Here is a 23637-nt window from a genome sequence, read left to right as displayed (position 1 = left end):
CGCTGAACCGCGAGGCCCTCACCCGGACGTTGCAGGAGATCGTCCGCCGCCACGAGGTGATCCGCACCAGCTTCCATTCCGTGGAGGAAGGCGAGCCCTTCCAGAGCGTCCATCCGGACGCGGAGCTGACGCTGTCCTTCGTGGACCTGGGCGACCTGCCTGAGTCCCAGCGCGAAGAGGCAGCCCGGCGCGAGGCGCTCGCGGAGGCCCAGAAGCCCTTCGACCTGACGCAGGCACCGCTGCTGCGCGCCACGCTGGTGCGGCTGTCGGACGAGCGCCACCTGCTGCTCGCCACCATCCATCACATCGTCTCGGACGGCTGGTCCAGCGGCATCCTCCTGCGCGAGGTGGCGACGCTCTATGCCGCCTTCGCACGCGGGCTGCCGTCTCCGCTGCCTCCGCTGCCGCTCCAGTACGCGGACTACGCGGCCTGGCAGCGCGGCTGGCTCCGTGACGAGACCCTGGAACGGCAGGTGGGCTGGTGGCGCAACCAGCTCCACGGCGTGCCGCATGCGCTGGAGTTGCCCACCGACAGGCCCCGCCCGCCCGTGCAGACGGACCGCGGCGGCATCATCCCTGTGCGCCTGGGGCAGACCCTCACCGCCACCTTCAAGCAGTGGTGCGAGCGCGAGGGCGTCACGCCCTTCATGGGCCTCCTGTCCGTCTTCCAGGTCCTCCTGTCGCGCTACTCGGGACAGGACGACATCGTGGTGGGCTCGCCCATCGCCAACCGCCAGCACACCGAGCTGGAGGGCATCGTCGGCTTCTTCGTCAACACCCTCGCCCTGCGCGGGCAGCTGACTCCGGGGATGAGCCTGCGCGAGCTGCTCGCCCAGGTGAAGGAGACGACCCTCGGCGCGTACGCCCATCAGGACGTCCCCTTCGAGAAGCTGGTGGACGCGCTGAAGCTGGAGCGCGACCTCAGCCGCTCACCGCTGTTCCAGGTGATGCTCGCGCTTCAGAACACCCCGCTCGAGCGGGCACAAGAAGCCAATGCCAGCGGCACCGTCGTACGAGCGCTCGACGTGGACAGCGGCACGTCCAAGTTCGACCTGTCGCTGCTGCTCGCGGACATCGGAGACGACATCACCGGAGCGCTCGAGTTCAACGCCGACCTCTTCGACGAGGCGACGGCACAGCGGATGCGCGGCCACATGGTGCGGCTGCTGGAGTCGGCCATGGCCGACGCAGGCCAGCCCATCTCCCGCCTGAAGCTCCTCGGCGAGGACGAGCGCCGCCAGCTCCTGGTGGACTTCAACGACACCTCGCACGTGCCTCACACGCCCGTGCTGGTGCACCGCCCGTTCGAGGCCCAGGCCCGTCGTGCGCCGAATGCCGTGGCCGTCAGCGACGGCTCGCGCTCGCTCACCTACGCGGAGCTGGAGGCTCGTGCCAACCAGGTGGCGCACCACCTGGTGGAGCTGGGCGTGCCCGCCGGCGGCACGGTGGGCCTGTGCCTGGACAAGAGCCTGGACATGGCCGTCGCCGTGCTCGCCGCGCTCAAGGCCGGCGCCGCGTACCTGCCGCTGGACCCGACCTACCCCGCGGACCGGCTCGCCTTCATGTTGGAGGACTCGAAGGCACGAGTCGTCCTCACCCAGTCGCACCTGCTCTCCGCGGTGCCCGCCAACACGAGCGCGTCCCGCGTGTGCATGGACACCGAGGCGGAGGTGCTCTCGCGCCAGCCCACGCATGCGCCGGACCGCGACGTGTCGCCGGAGTCCAACTGCTACTTCATCTACACGTCGGGCAGCACCGGCCGGCCCAAGGGCGTCTTCATGCCCCACCGGGCGCTCAGCTACCTGCTGGCGTGGCAACACGCGCGCTCCGTGCGTCCGGCGGGCGTCACGTTGCAGTTCGCCTCACTCAGCTTCGACGTGTCCTTCCAGGAGCTGTTCTCCACCTGGTGGGCCGGCGGCACCCTGCTGCTGCCCACCGGCGGCCTGCGCCAGGACATCCCCGCGCTGCTGGACTTCATGAATCAGCACGCGGTGGAACGACTGTTCCTTCCCTTCGTCGCGCTCCAGGCCATGGCGGATGCCGTGTCTCACGGCGCCACGCTGCCTCGCGCGCTCGTCGAGGTGGTGACCGCGGGTGAGCAGCTCCAGGTGACGCCCGCGCTGGTGAGCTTCTTCGAGAAGCTGTCCGGGTGCGTGCTGGAGAACCAGTACGGCCCGTCGGAGACGCACGTCGTCTCCGCGTACCGGCTGGAAGGGGCTCCGTCCACGTGGCCGAATCTGCCGAGCATCGGTGGGTCGCTGGAGCACACGCAGCTCTACGTGCTCGACGCGCACGGCCAGCCCTGTCCCGTCGGCGTGCCCGGTGAGCTCTTCATCGGCGGCACCCACCTGGCGCACGGCTACCTGGACCGCCCCGACATGACGGCGAAGGCCTTCGTGCCCAACCCGTTCAGCAGCGAGCCCGGCGCACGCCTGTACCGCACCGGCGACGCGGCGAGGTGGAAGCCCGACGGCACACTGGACTTCCTCGGCCGCCTCGATGGCCAGGTGAAGCTGCGCGGCTACCGCGTGGAGCTGGGCGAGGTGGAGTCCGTCCTGCGCGCCGCTCCCAACGTGCGCGACGCGGCCGCCGTGGTGCGCGAAGTCGGCGCGGGCGACAAGCGGCTGGTGGCCTACGTCGTCCCCGCGGGCGAAGTGGACTCGGAGGGCCTGCGCGGATTCCTCCAGCAGCGACTACCCGAGTACATGGTGCCCTCCGCCTTCGTCATGCTGGAGGCCCTGCCACTGACGCCCAGCGGAAAGCTGGCGCGCAACCTGCTCCCCGCGCCCGACGCGGAGAGCCTGCGTGGCAACGCGCCCTTCACCGCTCCTCGCAATCCGCTGGAGGAGAAGCTCGCGGAGCTGTTCTGCGCCATCCTCCGCGTGCCCCAGGTCAGCGTCACCGACAGCTTCTTCGAACTGGGCGGCCACTCGCTGCTGGCCACGCAGGTCATCTCCCGCATCCGCTCCAAGCTCGGCGTGGAATTGCCGCTGCGTGTCCTCTTCGAGGCCCCCACCGTCGCCGCCCTGGCCACGCGCATCGAGTCCGCGTCCAGAACTCGCGCGCCCGCCATCCGCCCCGTGCCTCGCACCGGGCCGCTGCCGCTCTCCTTCGCTCAGCAGCGCCTGTGGTTCATCGACCAGCTCCAGCCCGGCAGCGCCTCCTACAACATGCCCTCCTTCGTGCGCATGGAGGGGCCGCTCGACGTGGAGGCCCTGCGGCTCGGTTTCGAGGAACTGGTCCGTCGGCATGAGGCCCTGCGCACCACCTTCACCCAGCACGAAGGCCAGCCCCTTCAGCTCATCGCGCCCCAGGGCGAACTACCTCTGGAGGTGACGGACCTCAGCGCTCTGGAGCCCTCCTCCGCCCGCGCCGAGCTGGAGCGACACCTGCGTGAAGAGCTGCTGACGCCCTTCAACCTCTCCACCGGCCCGCTCATCCGTGCCCGCCTGTTGAAGCTGGGAGCGACGGACCATGTGCTCGCCCTGAACATGCACCACATCGTCTCCGACGGTTGGTCCATGGGCGTTCTCGTGCGTGAAGTCGGCGCCCTCTACTCGGCCTTCTCGGAAGGCCGGCCCTCGTCCCTTGCACCGCTGTCGATCCAGTACGCCGACTACGCCGTCTGGCAGCGTCAGTGGTTGCAGGGCGCGGTGCTCGATGAGCAGCTCGCCTTCTGGAAGCAGCACCTCTCCGGCGCCGCCACCCTCGAGCTGCCCACCGACAAGCCGCGTCCGCCCGTGCAGACGTTCAACGGCGGAAAGGTCCCTGTCGCCCTGCCACGGGAGCTCTCCCAGCGGCTCAATGCCCTGTGCCAGCAGGAGGGCGCCACGCCCTTCATGGCGCTGCTCGCCGCCTTCCAGGTCCTCCTCTCCCGCTACTCCGGGCAGCAGGACATCTCCGTCGGCTCGCCCATCGCCGGGCGCAACCGGGGCGAGCTCGAAGGCCTCATCGGCTTCTTCGTCAACACGCTGGTGATGCGGACTCAACTGGATGCGCGCGGCTCCTTCCGACACGTGCTGCGCCAGGTGAAGGAATCGGCCCTGGGTGCCTACGCGCACCAGGACGTGCCCTTCGAGCGACTGGTGGAAGAGCTGCAGCCCGCTCGCGACATGAGCCGCGGCCCGCTGTTCCAGGCGTCCTTCGCCCTGCAGAACACCCCCATGCCCGAGGGGCAGGCCCAGAAGGCGACCGTGGCACTGCGCCCGCTGGAAGAGGTGGACAACCCCACCATCAAGTTCGAGCTCCAGCTCAACCTGTTCGAGACGCCGGACGGCTACCAGGGCTCGCTCGGCTACAACACCGACCTGTTCGAGAGCACGACGGCTCAGCGGATGGCGGAGCACTTCCGCGTGCTCGCGGAAGCGTTCGTCACCCACGCCGACGCACCCCTCGCGTCGCTGCCCATGCTCACGCAGCTGGAGCGCCAGCAGGTGCTGCGGGACTGGAGCGCCTCGCCTCCGAACTACCCGCGCGAGGCCACGCTGCCCGAGGTCTTCGCACAGGCGGTGGCCCGTCATGCGGACAAGGTCGCCGTCGAGTTCGGCGAGCAGAAGCTCACCTACCGGCAGCTCGATGAGCGCTCCAACCAGCTCGCGCACCACCTGCGCCGGCTCGGCGTGGGAAGCGACTCCCGCGTCGCCATCGCCCTCGAGCGCTCGCTGGAGCTCATCGTCTCGCTGGTGGCCATCCTCAAGGCGGGTGGCGCCTACGTCCCCCTGGACCCGTCCTACCCACGCGCGCGACTGACCGGCATGGTGGAGGACACGCAGCCTCGGGTCCTCATCACCACGCGTGCGCTGCTTCCGCGTCTGCCGGCGGACGGAATCTCCACCGTCGTGCTGGAGGAGACGCCCGTCGCCTCCGAGCCGACGCATGCGCTGACTCCAATCGCCCTGCCCGATTCGCTGGCCTACGTGGACTTCACCTCCGGTTCCACCGGCAGGCCCAAGGGCGTGGGCACCACGCACCGGGGCGTCCTGCGCACCCTCATCGGCGTCGACTACGCCCGCTTCGGGTCCGACGAAGTCCTCCTCCAGTTCGCGCCCATCCACTTCGACGCCTCCACCTTCGAAATCTGGGGCGCGCTGCTCCACGGGGCGCGTCTGGTCGTCATGCCTCCGCACGCGGCCTCCCTGGAGGAGTTGGGCCACGTCATCCAGTCCACGGGCGTCACCACGCTGTGGGCCACCATCGGCCTCTTCACCCAGTTGGTGGACAACCCGCCTCCGGGGCTGCGCACGGTGAAGCACGCCATGACGGGCGGCGACGTCGTCTCCCCGGACCACGTGCGCCGCGCCGTGGATGCGTTGGGCATCCCCGTCACCGTCTTCTACGGCCCCACCGAGACGACGGTGTTCGCCTCCTGCTTCCCCGTGACACGCGGCGAGCAGGTGGGCAGCACCGTTCCCATCGGCCGCCCCACGCCAGGCACGCGGCTGTACGTCCTCGACACGCACGGCCAGCCGGTGCCCGTGGGCGTTACCGGAGAGCTGTTCATCGGCGGAGACGGCGTGGCCCGCGGCTACGTCGGCCAGCCCGCCCTCACCGCCGAGCGCTTCGTCCCCGACTCCTTCGGCGGCGAGCCCGGTGCACGCCTCTACCGCACCGGCGACCTCGTCCGCTGGCGCACGGACGGTGCGCTGGACTTCGTCGGCCGTGCCGACTCGCAGGTGAAGCTGCGCGGCTTCCGCATCGAGCTGGCCGAGGTCGAGGCCGCCCTCCGCACCTTCCCCGACGTGCGCGAGGCCGTGGCCCTGGTGCGCGAGGACGTCCCCGGCGACAAGCGCCTCGTCGGCTATGTCGCCGCTCCCGAGTCGCTCGACATGGCCGCCCTGCGTGAGTCCCTCAAGCAGCGGTTGCCCGAGTACATGGTGCCCTCCGCGCTCGTGCGCCTGGACGCCATTCCCCTCACGGGCAACGCCAAGGTGGACCGCAAGGCCCTGCCCGTACCCGACTCGGCGCAGCGCTCCACGCAGGAGTCCTTCGTCGCGCCTCGCACGCTCACCGAGGAGCGGCTCGCAGCACTCTGGGCCGAAGTGCTCCGGGTGCAGCGAGTCGGCGTGCACGACAACTTCTTCGAGCTGGGTGGCCACTCGCTGCTGGCCACGCAGCTCATCTCCCGCATCCGCTCCACGTTCGAGGTGGAGCTGCCGCTGCGTGTCCTCTTCGAGGCGTCCAGCGTCGCAACCCTCGCCGAGCACGTCGAGTCCGCGTCCGGGACTCGCGCTCCCGCCATCGTCCCCGTGCCTCGCACCGGGCCGCTGCCGCTCTCCTTCGCCCAGCAGCGCCTGTGGTTCATCGACCAGCTCCAGCCCGGCAGCGCCTCCTACAGCATCCCCATCTTCGTGCGCATGGAGGGGCCGCTCGACGTGGAGGCCCTGCGGTTCAGCTTCGAGGAGCTGGTCCGCCGGCATGAAGCCCTGCGCACCACCTTCACCCAGCAGGAAGGCCAACCCCTTCAGGTCATCGCGCCCCAGGGCGAGCTGTCACTGGAGGTGACGGACCTCAGCACCCTGGAGCCCACGGCCGCCAGAGCCGAGCTGGAGCGCCGCCTGCGTGAAGAGCTGCTGACGCCCTTCAACCTCTCCACCGGCCCGTTGATGCGCACCCTGCTGCTGAAGCTGGGGCCGACGGACCACGTGCTCGCGCTCAACATGCACCACATCGTCTCGGACGGTTGGTCCCTGGGCGTGCTGGTGCGCGAGGTGAGTGCCCTCTACGAGTCCTTCGTCCAGGGCAGGCCTTCTCCGCTGCGCCCCCTGGCCATCCAGTACGCGGACTACGCGGTCTGGCAACGCGACTGGCTCCAGGGCCAGGTGTTGGAGGAGCAGCTCGGCTGGTGGCGCAAGCAGCTCGCCGGCCTCGCCACGCTGGAGCTGCCCACCGACAGGTCCCGCCCATCCGTGCAGACCTTCCGTGGCGCGCACGTGCCCGTGGCGTTGTCGCGGTCCGCGTCGGAGAAGCTCAACGCGCTCTGCCAGCGGGAGGGCGCCACGCCCTTCATGGCGCTGCTCGCCGCGTTCCAGGTGTTGCTGTCGCGTTACTCCGGGCAGCAGGACATCTCCGTCGGTTCGCCCATCGCGGGCCGTCAGCGTGGCGAGCTCGAAGGCCTCATCGGCTTCTTCGTCAACACGCTGGTGATGCGGACCCAACTGGATGCGCGCGGCTCCTTCCGAGACGTGTTGCGCCAGGTGAAGGAATCGGCCCTGGGCGCCTATGCGCATCAGGACGTGCCCTTCGAGCGACTGGTGGAGGAGCTGCAGCCCGCTCGCGACATGAGCCGCAGCCCGCTGTTCCAGACCCTCTTCGCTTTGCAGAACGCGCCCACCGCGGCGTCGATGCAGGGGCCGGAGCAGGCTCGGAAGCCGGCCCTGGCGCTGCGCCCGCTGGAAGAGGTGGACAATCCCACCATCCGGTTCGAGCTGGAGCTGAGCCTGTCCGAGGCGCCGGAGGGCTTCCAGGGTCCTCTGCGCTACAACACCGACCTGTTCGAGCCCGCCACCGCCGCGCGCATGGCGAGCCACTTCCAGGTGCTGGTGGAGGCCCTCGTCGCCTGGCCCGAGGCGCCCCTGGCCTCCATCTCCATGCTCACCGAAGCCGAGCGCCGGAAGGTGCTCGTGGAGTGGAACGCCACCACTGCCGAGTACCCGCGCGGCTCCACCCTGCCCGAGGTCTTCTCCCAGGTCGTGGCTCGCTTCGCGGACAAGGTCGCCGTGGAGTTCGGTGACTCGAAGCTCACCTACCGTCAGCTCGATGAGCGCGCCAATCAGCTCGCGCACCACCTGCGTGGCCTGGGCGTGTCCACCGATTCGCGTGTGGCCATCGCGCTGGACCGCTCGCTGGAGCTGATTGTCTCTCTGGTCGCCATCCTCAAGGCCGGTGGCGCCTACGTCCCGCTCGACCCGAGCTATCCCCGTGAGCGCCTCGCGGCGATGGTCGAGGACGCGCGCCCGGGTGTGCTCGTCACCTCGCGCGAGCTGCTCTCCAAGCTTCCCGCCGCAGGCCTGTCCACCGTGGTGCTGGGCGAGGTGTCCCTGGAGGCGCAGCCCACGTCCGCGCCTCCCATCGCTACGCTGCCGCAGAGCCTCGCGTACATCGACTTCACTTCCGGCTCCACCGGCAGACCCAAGGGCGTCGGCACTCCGCAGGCCGCCGTCCTGCGCACCGTCTTCGGCAACGACTACGCGCACCTCGGCCCCGATGAGACCTTCCTCCTCATCGCTCCCGTCTCCTTCGACGCCTCCACCCTGGAGCTGTGGGGGCCGTTGCTCCATGGCGCGCGGCTCGTCGTCTTCCCGCCGCACTCACCCTCTGACTTGAAGGAACTGGAGTCCGTGCTGGTGAAGCACGGTGTGACGACGCTGCACCTCACCGCCGGCCTCTTCACCCAGGTGGTGGACCACAACTTCCCCGCCCTGCGAGGCGTGAAGCAGCTCCTCACCGGTGGCGACGTGGTCAGCGCGCCGCACGTGCGCCGCGTGATTGAAGAACTGCACATCCCGGTGACGGCCTGCTACGGCCCGACGGAAACCACGCTCTTCGCCTCTACCCACCGCATGACGGATGTGGCCCACGTGGGCGCCTCCGTGCCCATCGGCAAGCCCATGGGCAACACGCAGGTGTACCTGCTGGACGCCTCCGGCCAGCCGGTGCCCGTCGGTGTTGTCGGCGAGCTGTTCATCGGTGGTGACGGCGTGGCCCGTGGCTACGTTGGCCAGCCGGCCCTGACGGCGGAGCGTTTCGTCCCGGATGCGTTCTCCGGTGTCTCCGGTGCCCGCCTGTACCGCACGGGTGACCTCGCCCGCTGGCGCAACGACGGTGTGCTGGAGTTCCTCGGCCGCGCCGACGCCCAGGTGAAGGTGCGCGGCTTCCGCATCGAGCTGGCCGAAGTCGAAGCGGCCCTGCTCGCCTTCCCCGACGTCGCCCAGGCCGTCGCTCTGGTGCGTGAGGACGTCCCCGGGGACAAGCGCCTCGTCGGCTACGTCGCCGCTCCCGAGTCGCTCGACGTGTCCGCCCTGCGTGAGTCCCTCAAGCAGCGCCTGCCCGAGTACATGGTGCCCTCCGCCCTCGTGCAGCTGGACACCCTGCCTCTCACCGCCAACGCCAAGGTCGACCGCAAGGCCCTACCCGCCCCCGACTCGGCACTGCTCTCCACGCAGGAGTCCTTCGTCGCTCCGCGTACTCCCACCGAGGAGAAGCTGGCGGAGCTGTTCGCGAGTGTCCTGCACCTCCAGAAGGTCAGCGTCACCACCAGCTTCTTCGAGCTGGGTGGCCACTCCCTGCTGGCCACGCAGGTCATCTCCCGCATCCGCTCCAAGCTCGGAGTGGAATTGCCGCTGCGTACCCTCTTCGAGGCACCCACCGTCGCCGCCCTGGCCACGCGCATCGAGTCCGCATCCGGAACTCGTGCGTCCGCCATTCTCCCGGTGCCTCGCACCGGGCCGCTGCCGCTCTCCTTCGCTCAGCAGCGCCTGTGGTTCATCGACCAGCTCCAGCCCGGCAGCGCCTCCTACAACATGCCCACCTTCGTGCGCATGGAGGGACCGCTCGACGCAGAGGCCCTGCGGCAGAGCTTCGAGGAGCTGGTCCGTCGGCATGAGGCCCTGCGCACCACCTTCACCCAGCACGAAGGCCAGCCCCTCCAGCTCATCGCGCCCCAGGGCGAACTACCTCTGGAGGTGACGGACCTCAGCGCTCTGGAGCCCTCCTCCGCCCGCGCCGAGCTGGAGCGACACCTGCGTGAAGAGCTGCTGACGCCCTTCAACCTCTCCACCGGCCCGCTCATCCGTGCCCGCCTGTTGAAGCTGGGAGCGACGGACCATGTGCTCGCCCTGAACATGCACCACATCGTCTCCGACGGTTGGTCCATGGGCGTGCTGGTGCGTGAAGTCGGCGCCCTCTACTCCGCGTTCTCTGAAGGCCGGCCCTCGCCCCTGTCGCCGCTGCCGCTCCAGTACGCCGACTACGCCGTCTGGCAGCGTCAGTGGTTGCAGGGCGCGGTGCTCGATGAGCAGCTCTCTTTCTGGAAGCAGCACCTCTCCGGCGCCGCCATCCTCGAGCTGCCCACCGACAAGCCGCGCGCGCCCGTGCAGACCTTCCGTGGCGCGCATGTGCCCGTGGCGCTGTCCCGGTCCACGTCGGAGCAGCTCAAGGCCCTGTGCCAGCAGGAGGGTGTCACGCCCTTCATGGCCCTGCTCACCGCGTTCCAGGTGTTGCTGTCGCGCTACTCCGGGCAGCAGGACATCTCCGTCGGCTCGCCCATCGCGGGCCGTCAGCGTGGCGAGCTCGAAGGCCTCATCGGCTTCTTCGTCAACACGCTGGTGATGCGGGCCCGGCTGGATGACCCGTCCTCGTTCCTGGGTCTGCTGCGCCAGGTGAAGGAGACGGCGCTTGGGGCGTACGCGCACCAGGACGTGCCCTTCGAGCGGCTGGTGGAAGAGCTGCAGCCCGCTCGCGACATGAGCCGCAGCCCCCTCTTCCAGGTCTTCTTCGCCCTGCAGAACGCGCCTACCGCTACGGCGATGCAGACCCCGGAGCAGGCCCGGAAGCAGACGCTGGTGTTGCGCCCGCTGGAGGAGGTGGACAACCCCACCGCCCGGTTCGAGCTGGAGCTGAGCCTGTCCGAGACGCCAGAGGGCTTCCAGGGCCCTCTGCGCTACAACACCGACCTGTTCGAGCCCGCCACCGCCACGCGCATGGCGAGCCACTTCCGTCTGCTGGTGGAGGCACTGGTTTCTCGCCCCGAGGCGCCGCTGAGCTCCGTCTCCATGCTCTCCGAGTCGGAGCGGAAGCAGGTGCTGGTGGAGTGGAACGCCACCACTGCCGAGTACCCGCGCGGCTCCACCCTGGCGGAGGTCTTCGCCCAGGTCGTCGCTCGCTTCGCGGACAAGGTCGCCGTGGAATTCGGCGACGAGAAGCTCACCTACCGTCAGCTCGATGAGCGCGCCAACCAGCTCGCTCACCACCTGCACGCCCTGGGCGTGTCCACCGACTCGCGCGTGGCCATCGCGCTGGACCGCTCGCTGGAGCTGATTGTTGCCCTCGTCGCCATCGTCAAGGCTGGTGGCGCCTACGTCCCGCTCGACCCGTCGTACCCGCGCGAGCGACTGGTGAGCATGCTGGAGGACGCGAGCCCCTGCGTGCTCGTGACGTCCCGCGAACTGCTGGCGAAGCTGCCCACGAAGGGGCTCGTCACGCTGTTGCTGGAGGACCTGCCCGTGGACGGCATGCCTTCGCATGCGCCCTCTTCCACGGCGCTCCCGAGCAGCCTCGCGTACATCGACTTCACCTCCGGCTCTACCGGCAGGCCCAAGGGTGTTGGCACTCCGCAGGCCGCTGTCCTGCGCACCCTCTTCGGCAACGACTACGCGCACCTCGGCCCCGATGAGACCTTCCTCCTCATCGCTCCCGTCTCCTTCGACGCCTCCACCCTGGAGCTGTGGGGCCCGTTGCTCCATGGCGCGCGGCTGGTGGTGTTCCCGCCCTCCTCGCCTTCCGATTTGAAGGAACTGGAGTCCGTGCTGGTGAAGCACGGCGTGACGACGCTGCACCTCACCGCCGGTCTCTTCACGCAGGTGGTGGACCACAACTTCCCCGCCCTGCGAGGCGTGAAGCAACTCCTCACCGGTGGTGACGTGGTGAGCGCTCCGCATGTGCGCCGCGTGATTGAAGAGCTGCGCATCCCGGTGACGGCCTGCTACGGCCCCACCGAGACGACGCTCTTCGCCTCCACCCACCGCATGACGAGCGCCGAGCAGGTCGGGGCTTCCATCCCCATCGGCAAGCCCATGGGCAACACGCAGGTGTACCTGCTCGATGCCTCCGGTCATCCGGTGCCCGTCGGCGTTGTCGGCGAGCTGTTCATCGGTGGTGACGGCGTGGCCCGTGGTTATGTCGGCCAGCCGGCCCTGACGGCGGAGCGCTTCGTCCCCGATGCCTTCTCCGGTGTCTCCGGTGCCCGCATGTACCGCACGGGTGACCTCGCTCGTTGGCGCAACGACGGCGTGCTGGAGTTCCTCGGCCGCGCGGACGCGCAGGTGAAGGTGCGCGGCTACCGCATCGAGCTCGCGGAAGTCGAAGCCGCCCTGCTCACCTTCCCCGACGTCGCCCAGGCCGTCGCTCTGGTGCGTGAGGACGTCCCCGGGGACAAGCGCCTCGTCGGCTACGTCGCCGCTCCCGAGTCGCTCGACGTGTCCGCCCTGCGTGAGTCCCTCAAGCAGCGGCTGCCCGAGTACATGGTGCCCTCCGCCCTCGTGCGGCTGGACACCCTGCCTCTCACCGCCAACGCCAAGGTCGACCGCAAGGCCCTGCCCGCTCCGGATGCGGTGCAGTCCTCGCCCACCGAGTCCTTCGTCGCTCCTCGTACCCCCATCGAGGAGAAGCTCGCGGAGCTGTTCGCCGCCGTCCTGCGCCTGCCGCGGGTGAGCGTCACCGGCAACTTCTTCGAGCTGGGCGGTCACTCGCTGCTGGCCACGCAACTCGTCTCCCGCATCCGCTCGCAGCTCGGGGTGGAGTTGCCTCTACGCGCGCTCTTCGAAGCGTCCACCGTCGCGGCGCTCGCCGAGCGTATCCACTCCGCGGGAGGCTCCCTCCAGGCGCCCGCCCTCGCGCGCCTGACGTCGACCCACGGGCTGCCACTGTCCTTCGCGCAGCAGCGCCTGTGGTTCATCGACCAGCTCCAGCCGGGCAGCTCCGCGTACAACATGCCCTCGCCGGTGCGGCTCACCGGCGCCCTGGACCTCGCGGCGCTGGAGCGCAGCCTGGGCGCGCTCGTCGAGCGCCACCAGTCGCTGCGCACCACCTTCGCCGTCCACCAGGGCGAGCCCGTGCAGGTCATTCACCCCGCCTCGGACTACCAGCTCCCCATTGTGGACCTGGGCACCCTGCCCGCCGAGCAGCGCGAGGCCGAGGCCCGGCGGCTGGCCACCGAGGACGGTGTCCGTCCGTTCGACCTCACCCGTGGCCCGCTCTTCCGCGCTTCGCTGCTGAAGCTCGCGCCGGATGACCACGTGCTGCTCCTCAACCTGCACCACGTCGTCTCCGACGGCTGGTCGCTCGGCGTGCTCGTGCGTGAGCTGGCCGCGCTGTACCAGGCCCACGCCTCGGGCCAGCCGCCGCGCCTGGCGCCGCTGCCGATGCAGTACGCCGACTACGCCGTGTGGCAGCGCAACTGGCTCAGCGGAGAGGTGCTGGAGGCGCAGCTCGGTTACTGGAAGCAGCAGCTCGGCGACGCTCCGATGGCGCTGGAGCTGCCCACCGACAGACCCCGCCCCGCCGTGCAGACCTTCCACGGCGCGACGTACTCCTTCGCGCTCCCCGCGGAGCTGGGCCAGCAACTGGAAGCGCTCGCCCGCCAGCACAACGCCACCCTCTTCATGGTGCTGCTCGCCGCGTGGCAGACGCTGCTCTCGCGGTACTCGGGCCAGGACGACATCGTCGTCGGCTCACCCATCGCCGGCCGCAACCGCACGGAGACGGAGGGCCTCATCGGCTTCTTCGTCAACTCGCTCGCGCTGCGCGCCCGCGTGTCCGACGGGGACACCTTCGCGTCACTGCTGGCCCGGGTGCGCGAGACGATGTTGGGCGCCTATGCCCACCAGGAGGTGCCCTTCGAGAAGCTGGTGGAGGTGCTCCAGCACGAGCGCGACCTGAGCCGCTCGCCGCTGTTCCAGGTCATGTTCTCGCTGCAGAACCTGCCCACGTCCTCCATCGCGCTGCCGGGCCTGAAGCTCTCCACCGTGGAGGCGCCCACCCACGTCGCGAAGTTCGAGCTGACGCTGGCGATGACACCGAGCCCGCGGGGGCTGTACGGCTCGCTGAACTACAACACCGACCTGTTCGACGCCTCCACCATCTCTCGCATGGCGGGCCACCTCCACACGCTGCTGGAGGCCATCGCCGCCCACCCGCGCCAGCTCCTGTCCGAGCTGCCGCTGATGCGCGAGGACGAGCGCCGCCAGGTCGTCGAGCAGTGGAACGACAACGCCGCGCCCTTCCCGGACGGCGCCCTGTTCCACGGGCAGTTCGAAGCGCAGGTCCAGCGCACGCCCGACGCTCCGGCGCTCCGCTTCGGCGAGCGCACGCTGAGCTACCGGGAGCTGGACGCGCGTGCCAACCAGCTCGCGAATGAGCTGCGCACCCGGGGCGTGGGCCCCGAAGTGCGGGTGGCCCTGTGCCTGGAGCGCTCGTTCGACCTGGTGGTGGGCCTGCTGGGCGTCCTCAAGGCCGGCGGCGCCTACGTGCCGATGGACCCGGCCTATCCCCGCGAGCGCCTGGAGCTCATGCTCGAGGACAGCGGCGCCTCGGTGCTCCTCACGCAGTCACACCTGCGCGGCGCGCTGCCCGCCTTCGCTGGCGACGTGCTGATGCTCGATGCCGCCGAAGCAGCGCTCTCGCGCCACCCGCTCACCGCGCCGGCAGCGGCCGTCACGGCGGACGACCTCGCGTACGTCATCTACACCTCGGGCAGCACGGGCCGTCCCAAGGGCGTCATGGTGACGCACCGGGGCGTGCCGAACCTCGCGGCCAGCATCGCGCGTGTCACGGGCCTGAAGCCGGGCCAGCGCGTGCTCCAGTTCGCGTCCTCCAGCTTCGACGCCGCCGTGTACGAGGTGACGCTGGCCCTGTTCCACGGCGCCACCCTGGTGCTGGCGCCGCGTGAGGAGCTGATGCCCGGCCAGTCCCTGGTGGACGTGCTGCGCGGCCAGGCCATCGACCAGGTGCTGCTGCCGCCCTCCGTGCTGGCGCTGCTGCCCACCGAGGAGCTGGAGACGTTGGGCACCCTGCTCTCCGGCGGCGAGGCCTGCACCGCCGAGCTGGTGGAGAAGTGGGCCCCGGGCCGGCAGCTCTTCAACGCGTACGGCCCCACCGAGTGCACCGTCATCGCCAACATGCACCCGGTCGTGGCTGATGGGCAGCGTCCTCCGCTGGGCCGGGCCCTCTCGAATACCCGGCACTACGTGCTGGACCGCCACCTGCGCCCGGTGCCCGTGGGCGTCGCGGGCGAGCTGTGCATCGGCGGAGTGGGGCTGGCGCGCGGCTACCTCGGCCGCCCCGAGCTGACGGCCGAGAAGTTCGTGCCGGACCCGTTCGGCACCGTGCCCGGCGGGCGCCTCTACCGCACGGGAGACCTCGTGCGCTGGAGGCCGGACGGCACGCTGGACTACGTGGGCCGCACCGACTTCCAGGTGAAGCTGCGCGGCTTCCGCATCGAGCTGGGTGAAATCGAGTCCGTGCTGGGCTCGCACCCGGGCGTGCGTCAGGCCCTGGTGCTGGTGCGCGAGGACCGCCCCGGCGACAAGCGCCTCGTGGCGTACGTGGTCGCTGCCGCGGGCGTGTCCCCGGGCGCGGAGTCGCTCCGGGCCACCGTCAAGCAGCGGCTGCCCGAGCACATGGTGCCGTCGGCCTTCGTCGTGCTGGAGGCGCTGCCGCTCACGCCCAACGGCAAGGTGGACCGCAAGGCCCTGCCCGTGCCGGAGGCACCGGCATCCTCGGAGGAGTACGTCGCTCCGCGCACGCCGACGGAGGAGTTGCTCGCGGGCGTGTGGGCCCAGGTGCTGGGCCTGGAGCGCGTGGGCGCGGAGGCCCGGTTCTTCGAGCTGGGCGGCCACTCGCTGCTGGCCACGCAAGTCATCTCCCGCATCCGCGCCACCTTCGGCGTGGAGCTGCCTCTGCGCGCTCTCTTCGAGGCCCCCGTCCTCTCCGCCCTCGCACGCAAGGTGGACGCGGCGGTGAACGCGCGCGGCGTCCAGGCTCCGCCCCTGGTGCCGGTGCCGCGCACGGGTGAGCTGCCGCTCTCCTTCGCGCAGCAGCGGCTCTGGGTCATCGACCAGCTCGAGCCCGGCAACTCCGCGTACAACATCCCCACCGCGCTGCGCATGCGCGGCCCGCTGGACGTGAGCGCGCTGGAGAAGGCCTTCGCCTCGCTCGCCGAGCGTCACGAGTCGCTGCGCACCACCTTCGCCGTCCACGACGGCGAGCCCGTGCAGGTCATCCACCCGGAGCCGCACTTCCCGCTGCCGGTGGTGGACCTGAGCGTGCTCCCCGACACCGAGCGCGAGGCCGAGGCCCGCCGTCTCGCCGCGCGGGAGGCATGGCGTCCGTTCGACCTGGCGCGAGGCCCCGTCTTCCGCGCGCTGCTGCTGCGCCTGGGTGAGCAGGACCACGTGCTCATCGGGACGATGCACCACATCGTCTCCGACGGCTGGTCCATGGGCGTGCTCGTGCGCGAGCTGGCGGAGCTCTACTCGGCGCACTCGGTGGGCCGTGAGCCCCGCCTGCCGGCCCTGCCCGTGCAGTACGCGGACTTCGCCGCGTGGCAGCGCTCGTGGCTGAAGGGCGAGGCGCTGGAGAGGCAGCTCGGGTACTGGCGCCAGCAGCTCTCCGGCGCGGCGCCCGTGTTGGAGCTCCCCACCGACAAGCCCCGGCCGGCGGTGCAGACTTCTCGCGGTGCATGGCAGCCGGTGCAGCTCTCCGGGCCCGTGTCCGAGAAGTTGCTGGCCCTGTGCCAGCGCGAGGGCACCACGCCCTTCATGGCGCTGCTGGCGCTGTGGCAGGTGCTGCTGGCGCGCTACTCGGGACAGGACGACATCTCCGTGGGTTCGCCCATCGCCGGCCGCACGCGCGAGGAGACGGAAGGCCTCATCGGCTTCTTCGTCAACACGCTGGTGCTGCGCACGCAGGTGGACGCACGCCTCACCTTCCGCGAGCTGCTCGCGAAGGTGCGGGCCACCACGCTCGGTGCCTACGAGCATCAGGACGTGCCCTTCGAGAAGCTCGTCGAGGAGCTGAAGCCGCAGCGCAGCCTCAGCCACTCGCCGCTGTTCCAGGTGATGCTCGTCCTGCAGAACGCTCCGACGGCCAACCTGGAGGTGAAGGGCGGTGCGGAGGGCAGCACGCCGCTGCGCCTGGAGTCGTTCGAGTCCGGCACGCAGCCCACCAAGTTCGACCTGACGCTTTCAATGTCCCAGCGGCCCGACGGCCTCGGGGGCTCACTGAGCTACCGCACGGACCTGTTCGAGAAGGAGACCATCGCCCGACTGGTGGAGCACTTCACCACGCTGGTGGAGGCCGCCGTCTCCGCGCCCGAGACGCGCGTCGGTGAGTTGCCGCTGCTGCCGGCCTCCGAGCGTCAGCAGGTGCTGGTGCGCTGGAACGACACGCGCCTGGACAGCGACTGGGGCGGTGCGCTCCATGAACGCTTCGAGGCCCAGGCCGCTCGCACGCCGGATGCACTCGCGGTTCTCGATGACACCGCTTCGTTGTCCTTCGCGCAGCTCAACCGTCGCGCCAACCAGCTCGCGCACGCCCTGCGCCAGCGCGGCGTCGGGCCCGAGGTGCGCGTCGCGCTCTGCATGGAGCGTGGCGTGGACATGGTCGTCGCCGTCCTCGCCATCCTCAAGGCGGGTGGTGCCTACGTCCCCATGGACCCGGCCTACCCGCGTGAGCGCCTGGCCTTCATGCTCCAGGACTGCGGCGCTCGGCTGGCTCTCACCCAGCGCCACCTCTCCGAGAGGATGGAGGGCTCCGGCGTGGAGCCTCTCTATCTGGACGACGAAGCCGTGCGTGCGCAGCTCTCGCGCGAGTCCGAGGCCAATCCGGCCCACGTCACCGCGCCCGAGCACCTCGCCTACGTCATCTACACGTCGGGCAGCACCGGCCGTCCCAAGGGCGTCATGGTTCAGCACGCCTCCGTGATGAACCTGCGCGCCGCGCTCGCCTCCGCTGTGTACGCCGGTGCGGAAGGTTCGCTGCGCGTCAGCCTCAACGCGCCGCTCGCTTTCGACGCCTCGGTGAAGCAATTCATCCAGGTCGCGGACGGTCATGCGCTGTGCGTGGTGCCGCAGGCTGCCCGCGAAGACGTGGCACTGCTCAAGGCGTGGGTGGAGAAGCACCAGCTCGACGTCCTCGACTGCTCGCCCTCTCACCTGCGCCTGCTGCTGGAAGAAGGCCTGGCCTCTTCTCGCGCCCTGCGCGTGCTGGTGGGTGGCGAAGCGGTGGATGAAGCGTTGTGGGCGAAGCTCTCCACTCATCCCTTCATCCAGTGCTTCAACGTCTACGGCCCCACCGAGTGCACCGTGGACACCACCGCCCGTGCCATTCGCGGTGCCTCCCGTCCGACGCTGGGTGGCCCGCTGGCCAACGTCCAGGTGTACGTCCTCGACGAGCACATGCAGCCGGTGCCCACCGGTGTCCCTGGTGAGCTCTTCATCGGCGGCGCGGGTGTCGCTCGCGGCTACCTCGGCAGGCCCGAGCTCTCCGCGGAGAAGTTCATCCCCGACCCGTTCGGCACCACGCCTGGCGGACGCCTCTACCGCACCGGCGACAAGGTGCGGTGGCTCGCCAACGGTGAGCTCGACTACCTCGGCCGCATCGACTTCCAGGTGAAGCTGCGCGGCTTCCGCATCGAGCTGGGCGAAATCGAGTCCGCCCTGGAGACGCTGCCCCACGTCAGCCGCGCGGTGGTGCTCGCGCGCGAGGACGTGCCCGGCAACCCGCGTCTGGTGGCCTACGTCGTCACGCCCGAGGGCCGCACCCTCGACCCGGCAGAGCTGCGCACCTCGCTGCTCCGCTCGCTGCCCGAGTACATGGTGCCCTCCGCCTTCGTCTTCCTGGAGGCACTGCCCCTCAACACCCACGGCAAGGTCGACCGCAAGGCCCTGCCCGCTCCCGACGCCTCCGCCACCAGCGCGGCCTACGTCGCTCCGCGCACCCCCACCGAAGAGGCCGTGGCCGGCGTCTGGGCCGAAGTCCTCCACCTGGAGAAGGTGGGCGCCACCGACGACTTCTTCGCCCTCGGCGGCCACTCGCTGCTCGCCGTGCGGCTCATGTCCCGACTCAGGGAGCGCACCGGAGTCACACTCCCCGTCTCTGCCCTCTTCCAGGGCGCCACCGTCGAGCGCCTCGCCCAGCGCCTGGAAGCGCAGCAGCACCAGCCTCCTCGCGCCACCTCCAACCTCGTCCGCCTCGACTCCGGCACCGCTTCCGGCCAGCCCTTCTTCCTCGTCCACGGCGGCGGCGGCAGCGTGCTGGGCTACACCGAGCTCGTCCGCCAACTGGGCAATGACCGGCCCCTCTACGGCCTGTCCGCCTCCGGCATCGACGGCGGCGAGCTCCCCCCCGCCTCCATCGAAGCGCTGGCCCGCGACTACCTCACCCAGGTGCGCGCCGTGCAGCCGCAGGGCCCCTACCTGCTGGGTGGCTGGTCCTTCGGCGGACTCGTCGCCTACGAGATGGCCCGCCTCCTCCAGCAGCTGGGCGAACAGGTGCAGCTGCTCGCCCTCCTCGACAGCCACGCGCCCGACTCCCAGCCACGCCCCGAGCCCGATGCCCTCATGCAGCTCGCCGGCTTCGGCCGGGTCCTCGGCCTGCAATGGCAGTCACTGCCCCTGGACGTGCAACATCTGCGACGTCTCGACGTCCGGGGCGCGCTGGCCTACGTGCTGGACGAGGCGCGCCGCGCTCCCTCGGGCGGGCTCGACCTGGACGTCGACGCGGCGGAACGTTTGTTCCACGTGTATCAACGTCTCAGCCAGGCCCAGCGCACCTACGTCCCCGCGGGCGCCTACATGGGCCCGGCCGTCCTGCTACGCGCCGTCCTTCCTCCGAGTGAAACACCCATCCCCCAGGACCTCGGCTGGAGTGCGTGGCTCAGCGGCGGGCTCACGGTGTATGAAGTGCCAGGGGACCACTTCACGATGCTCAGCGCGCCCAATGCCCCCCATGTGGCGGAGCGGCTCGTCAATCACCTGGACTCTCTGGAGCGCGACGCCTCATGACAACGCAAGCCCCTCCTTCTCCGGGCTACTCGATGCGGACCTTCGCCACGGTCTGGCTCGGGCAGTTCATCTCCACACTGGGCTCGTCGCTGACGACGTTCGCGCTCGGGGCGCACGTCTACAAGACGTCCGGTTCCGTCACCGGCTTCGCCCTCGTCAGCTTCTTCGGCCTGCTGCCCACGGTGCTGCTGTCGCCGCTGGCGGGCGTGCTCGCGGACCGGTGGGACCGGCGCAAGCTCATGCTCCTGGGCGACGTGGGCGCGGCCCTGGGCATCTTCCTCATCTGGGGCCTCTTCGTCGGCCAGGACGCCGGGTGGTGGACCATCCAGATCTGGTACTTCTACGGCCCGCTCCTGCTCGGCTCGGCCTTCTCCACGCTGTGCTTCCCTTCCTGGGCCGCGACCGTGCCGCTCATCGTCCCGCGCCAGCACCTGGGCCGCGCCAGCGGGATGACGGAGCTGTCCGCGGCCATCGCCCAGATTGCCGGCCCGCTCATCGCCAGCGCGCTCCTGGGCTTCATCGGCCTGCGCGGCATCCTCCTCGTGGATGCCATCTCGTACTTCTTCGCCATCGCGGCGCTGGTCATCGTCCGCTTCCCCACGCCGCCCCGGAGTGAAGCGCGCTCCGGCCGGGGCTCGCTGAGGGCGGACATCGTGGAGGGCTGGCGGTTCATCCGCGAGCGGCGGGGCCTGCTCGGCCTGCTGGCCTTCATCACCACCACGGGCTTCATCGTGAGCATGGTGATGCTGCTCATCAACCCGCTGGTGCTGGCCTTCACGGACATCGACCACCTGAAGTGGATTGCCACCAGCGCCGGCATGGGAATGCTGGCGGGCGGCGTCCTCACCAGCATCTGGGGCGGCCCCCAGCGCCGCATCCTCGGCATCGCCACCTTCTCCGCCCTGGGCGGCCTCATCCTCCTGCTCGCGGCGCTGCCACCCAACGTGCCGCTCATCGCCGTCTCCGCCGCCGTCTTCGTCTTCACCTTCCCCATCACCGCGGCCTGCAACCAGTTCATCTGGCAGACCAAGGTGCCGCCCGACCTGCAGGGACGCGTGGCATCCCTGCGCCGGGTGTTGTTCCAGGCCATGGGGCTGTTGGTGTCCCTGGTGGGCGGCGTCCTCGCGGACAAGGTCTTCGAGCCGCTGATGGCCCATGACGGCGCGCTCGCGGGCAGCGTCGGCCGGGTGATTGGCACCGGGCAGGGGCGCGGCGTCGCGCTCATGTTCCTCATGCTCAGCGTGCTGGTGCTGGCCAACGTCGCCGTCCTGCTGCTGTCGCCCCGCACGCGCAACGTGGAGGCCGAGCTGCCGGACACCCTCCCCGCCCACCCGCGCACGCCCCCCACCCCCACCCCCACGCCCACGGACGTCGTCGCGGATGCCGGAGCCGCGCCTCGCCTCGCCACCGGGAGCTCCGAGTCATGAGTGCCTTCAGTCGCTGGTCCCAGTTGCTCCGCAAGCTGCCCCCCGCGCTGGCCATCGCCACGCCGGGCCTCGGTCCCTGGCTCGCACGCCGCCGCTGGCCGCGGGCCCAGGGCTCCTTCCAGGTGGAGGGCCTGCACGGCCCCGTGGAAATCATCCGCGACACCTGGGGCACCCCGCACATCTACGCGAAGGACGAGCACGACCTGTTCTTCGCCCAGGGCTACGTGCACGCGCAGGACCGCATGTGGCAGCTCGACTTCGGCCGCCTCACCGGCAATGGCCTCCTGGCGTCCGTGATTGGCCCCGGCCTGGTGCCCGTGGACCACCTCATGCGCACGCTGGGCCTGCGCCGCATGGCGGAGAAGACGCTGCCCCAGGTGACGCCGGAGTCGCGCGCCATCCTGGACGCGTACGCCGCGGGCGTGAATGCGCGCATCGCCAACGAGCCGCTGCCGCTGGAGTACACCGTGCTGGGCACCACCCCGGCCCCGTGGACGCCGCTGGACACGCTGGTGCGCGGCAACCTCCTGTCGCTGATGCTGGGCGGCAACTACCGGCTGGAGATGTTGCGCGCGCGGCTCGTCGCCGAGGCGGGCGAGGAGGTGGCCGCGATGCTGCTGCCCGTCAACGCGCCGCAGACGCCGCTCATCGTCCCGCCGGAGGCCATGTACAAGGGCCTGCGCGGCGTGAAGACGATGGAGGGCCTGGACGCCACCGACGCGGTGCTCGGGGACCCGAACATCGTCACCGGCAGCAACAACTGGGTGGTGCACGGCCAGCGCACGCAGAGCGGCAAGCCGCTGCTCGCCAATGACATCCACATGGGCCTGGGCATGCCGTCGCCCTGGTACGAGAACGGCCTGCACGGCGGCCGCTTCGACCACGTGGGCTACTCGCTGCCGGGCGTGCCGCTGGTGGTCATCGGCCACAACGGCAAGGCCGCGTGGGGCATGTCCAACCTGGGGCCGGACACCCAGGACTTCTACGTGGAGAAGGTGGACGACCCGAAGGCGCCCAAGCGCTACGAGTACCAGGGCGCCTGGCACGACCTGGACATCATCCGCGAGGAGTTCCCCGTCAAGGGCGGCCCGCCCGCGACGGTGGTCATCCGCAGCACGCGCCACGGGCCGCTGCTCAACAGGGTGATGAGCCGCCTGATTGGCGACGAGCAGCCGATGGCGCTGCGCTGGGCCCACTCGGAGTGCAGGCCGCTCATCGACGCGCTGGTGAAGATGAACCTGGCGAAGAGCTGGGACGAGTTCCGCGAGGCCTGCCGGCTGTGGGAGAGCCCGGGACAGAACTTCGTGTACGCGGACACGGACGGCAACGTGGGCTACCAGTCCACCGGCCGCATCCCCATCCGCGCCCCGGGGCACCAGGGCACGGTGCCGGTGGCGGGCTGGACGGGGGAGAACGAGTGGCAGGGCTACATCCCCTTCGAGGATTTGCCCTCCTCGCTCAACCCGCCCGCGGGCTTCGCCGTCACGGCCAACAACAAGATTACGTCCGACGAGTACCCGTACGTCATCGCCCACAACTGGTTCCCGGGCTACCGCGCGCGGCGGATTACCGATTTGCTCGCGGCGGGCACGAAGCACACGGTGGAGGACATGCGCCGCATCCAGGCGGAGACGTACTCCATCCCCGCCGAGCTGATGCGCCCGCACCTGCTGGCGATGAAGCCCGCGGACGACGCGCAGGCCAAGGCGCTGGAGGAGCTGGCCGCGTGGGATTTGCGCTTCGAGGTGGACCGCGTGGGCGCCACGCTCTTCCACGCCTGGTACATCCAGGTGCTGCGCGCCCTGCTGCGCCACAAGCTGGGGCCGAAGCTGGTGGAGCGCTACCTGGACAGCGACTACGAGCGGCACGGCAGCCTGCACATGCCGCTCGTCATCGACCTGATGGGCCGGCCCGACGACGCGTGGTGGGACGACCCGACGACGCCGGAGCGCGAGACGCGCGACGACATCCTCCGGCGTGCGCTCACCGCGGCCCTGAAGTGGCTCACCGAGCGCTACGGGCCGGAGCTGAAGTCCTGGACCTGGGGCCGCGTCCACACGGTGACGTACGGCCACATGGTGCTGGGCGGGCCGGCCAGCCCCAAGCCGCTGCGCAAGGCCTTCAACACGCGGACGCTGCCGGCGCGCGGGGACACCTACTCCGTGGACGGCGCGTCCTTCATCTGGAGCCGGCCCTTCGACGTCGTGCACGGCACCGCGCTGCGCGTGGTCATCGACCTGAGCGACGTGACGAAGTCCGTCTCCATCCATGCCCCCGGGCAGTCGGAGCACCTGTTCCACCCGCACCGCGATGACCTGATGGACCTCAACCAGAAGGTCGAGTGCCATCCCCTGCTGTACACGCGGCAGGCCGTGGAGTCCCAGGCGAAGAGCACGCTGGTGCTCCAGCCCGGCACGAAGCGCCTGGGCTGA

Annotated in this window: 3 protein-coding genes (1 of these 3 running past the window's edge); all 3 read left to right on the top strand. The window is 70.3% G+C overall.

Going from position 1 to position 23637, the window contains the following annotated elements; genetic code table 11:
• Tightly spaced (each overlapping or abutting the next), the 3 genes in view from ACVTJA_RS15385 to ACVTJA_RS15375 form a layout consistent with a single transcriptional unit that may run on beyond the window.
• Window positions 1-19778 carry the final stretch of a non-ribosomal peptide synthase/polyketide synthase gene (locus tag ACVTJA_RS15385; protein WP_465837124.1) on the top strand. Its footprint begins 23779 nt before the window's first position, so the window shows 19778 of its 43557 coding nt (coding positions 23780-43557); its start codon lies beyond the left edge, outside the window; it ends in the stop codon at window positions 19776-19778.
• On the top strand, window positions 19775-21205 hold the full coding sequence (locus ACVTJA_RS15380) for an MFS transporter (RefSeq protein ID WP_465837123.1): 1431 nt from the start codon (window positions 19775-19777) through the stop codon (window positions 21203-21205). Before ACVTJA_RS15385 ends, ACVTJA_RS15380 begins: the two co-directional genes overlap by 4 nt.
• The gene (locus ACVTJA_RS15375) at window positions 21202-23637 is read left to right on the top strand and encodes a penicillin acylase family protein (protein WP_465837122.1); all 2436 of its coding nucleotides are present in this window, start codon (window positions 21202-21204) and stop codon (window positions 23635-23637) included. The genes ACVTJA_RS15380 and ACVTJA_RS15375 overlap by 4 nt, the downstream gene beginning before the upstream one ends.

The sequence above is a fragment of the Pyxidicoccus sp. M6 genome, from assembly GCF_055568925.1.
The sequence above is the reverse complement of the archived record's forward strand: the minus strand, read 5'-3'. Positions and strand labels throughout refer to the sequence as shown.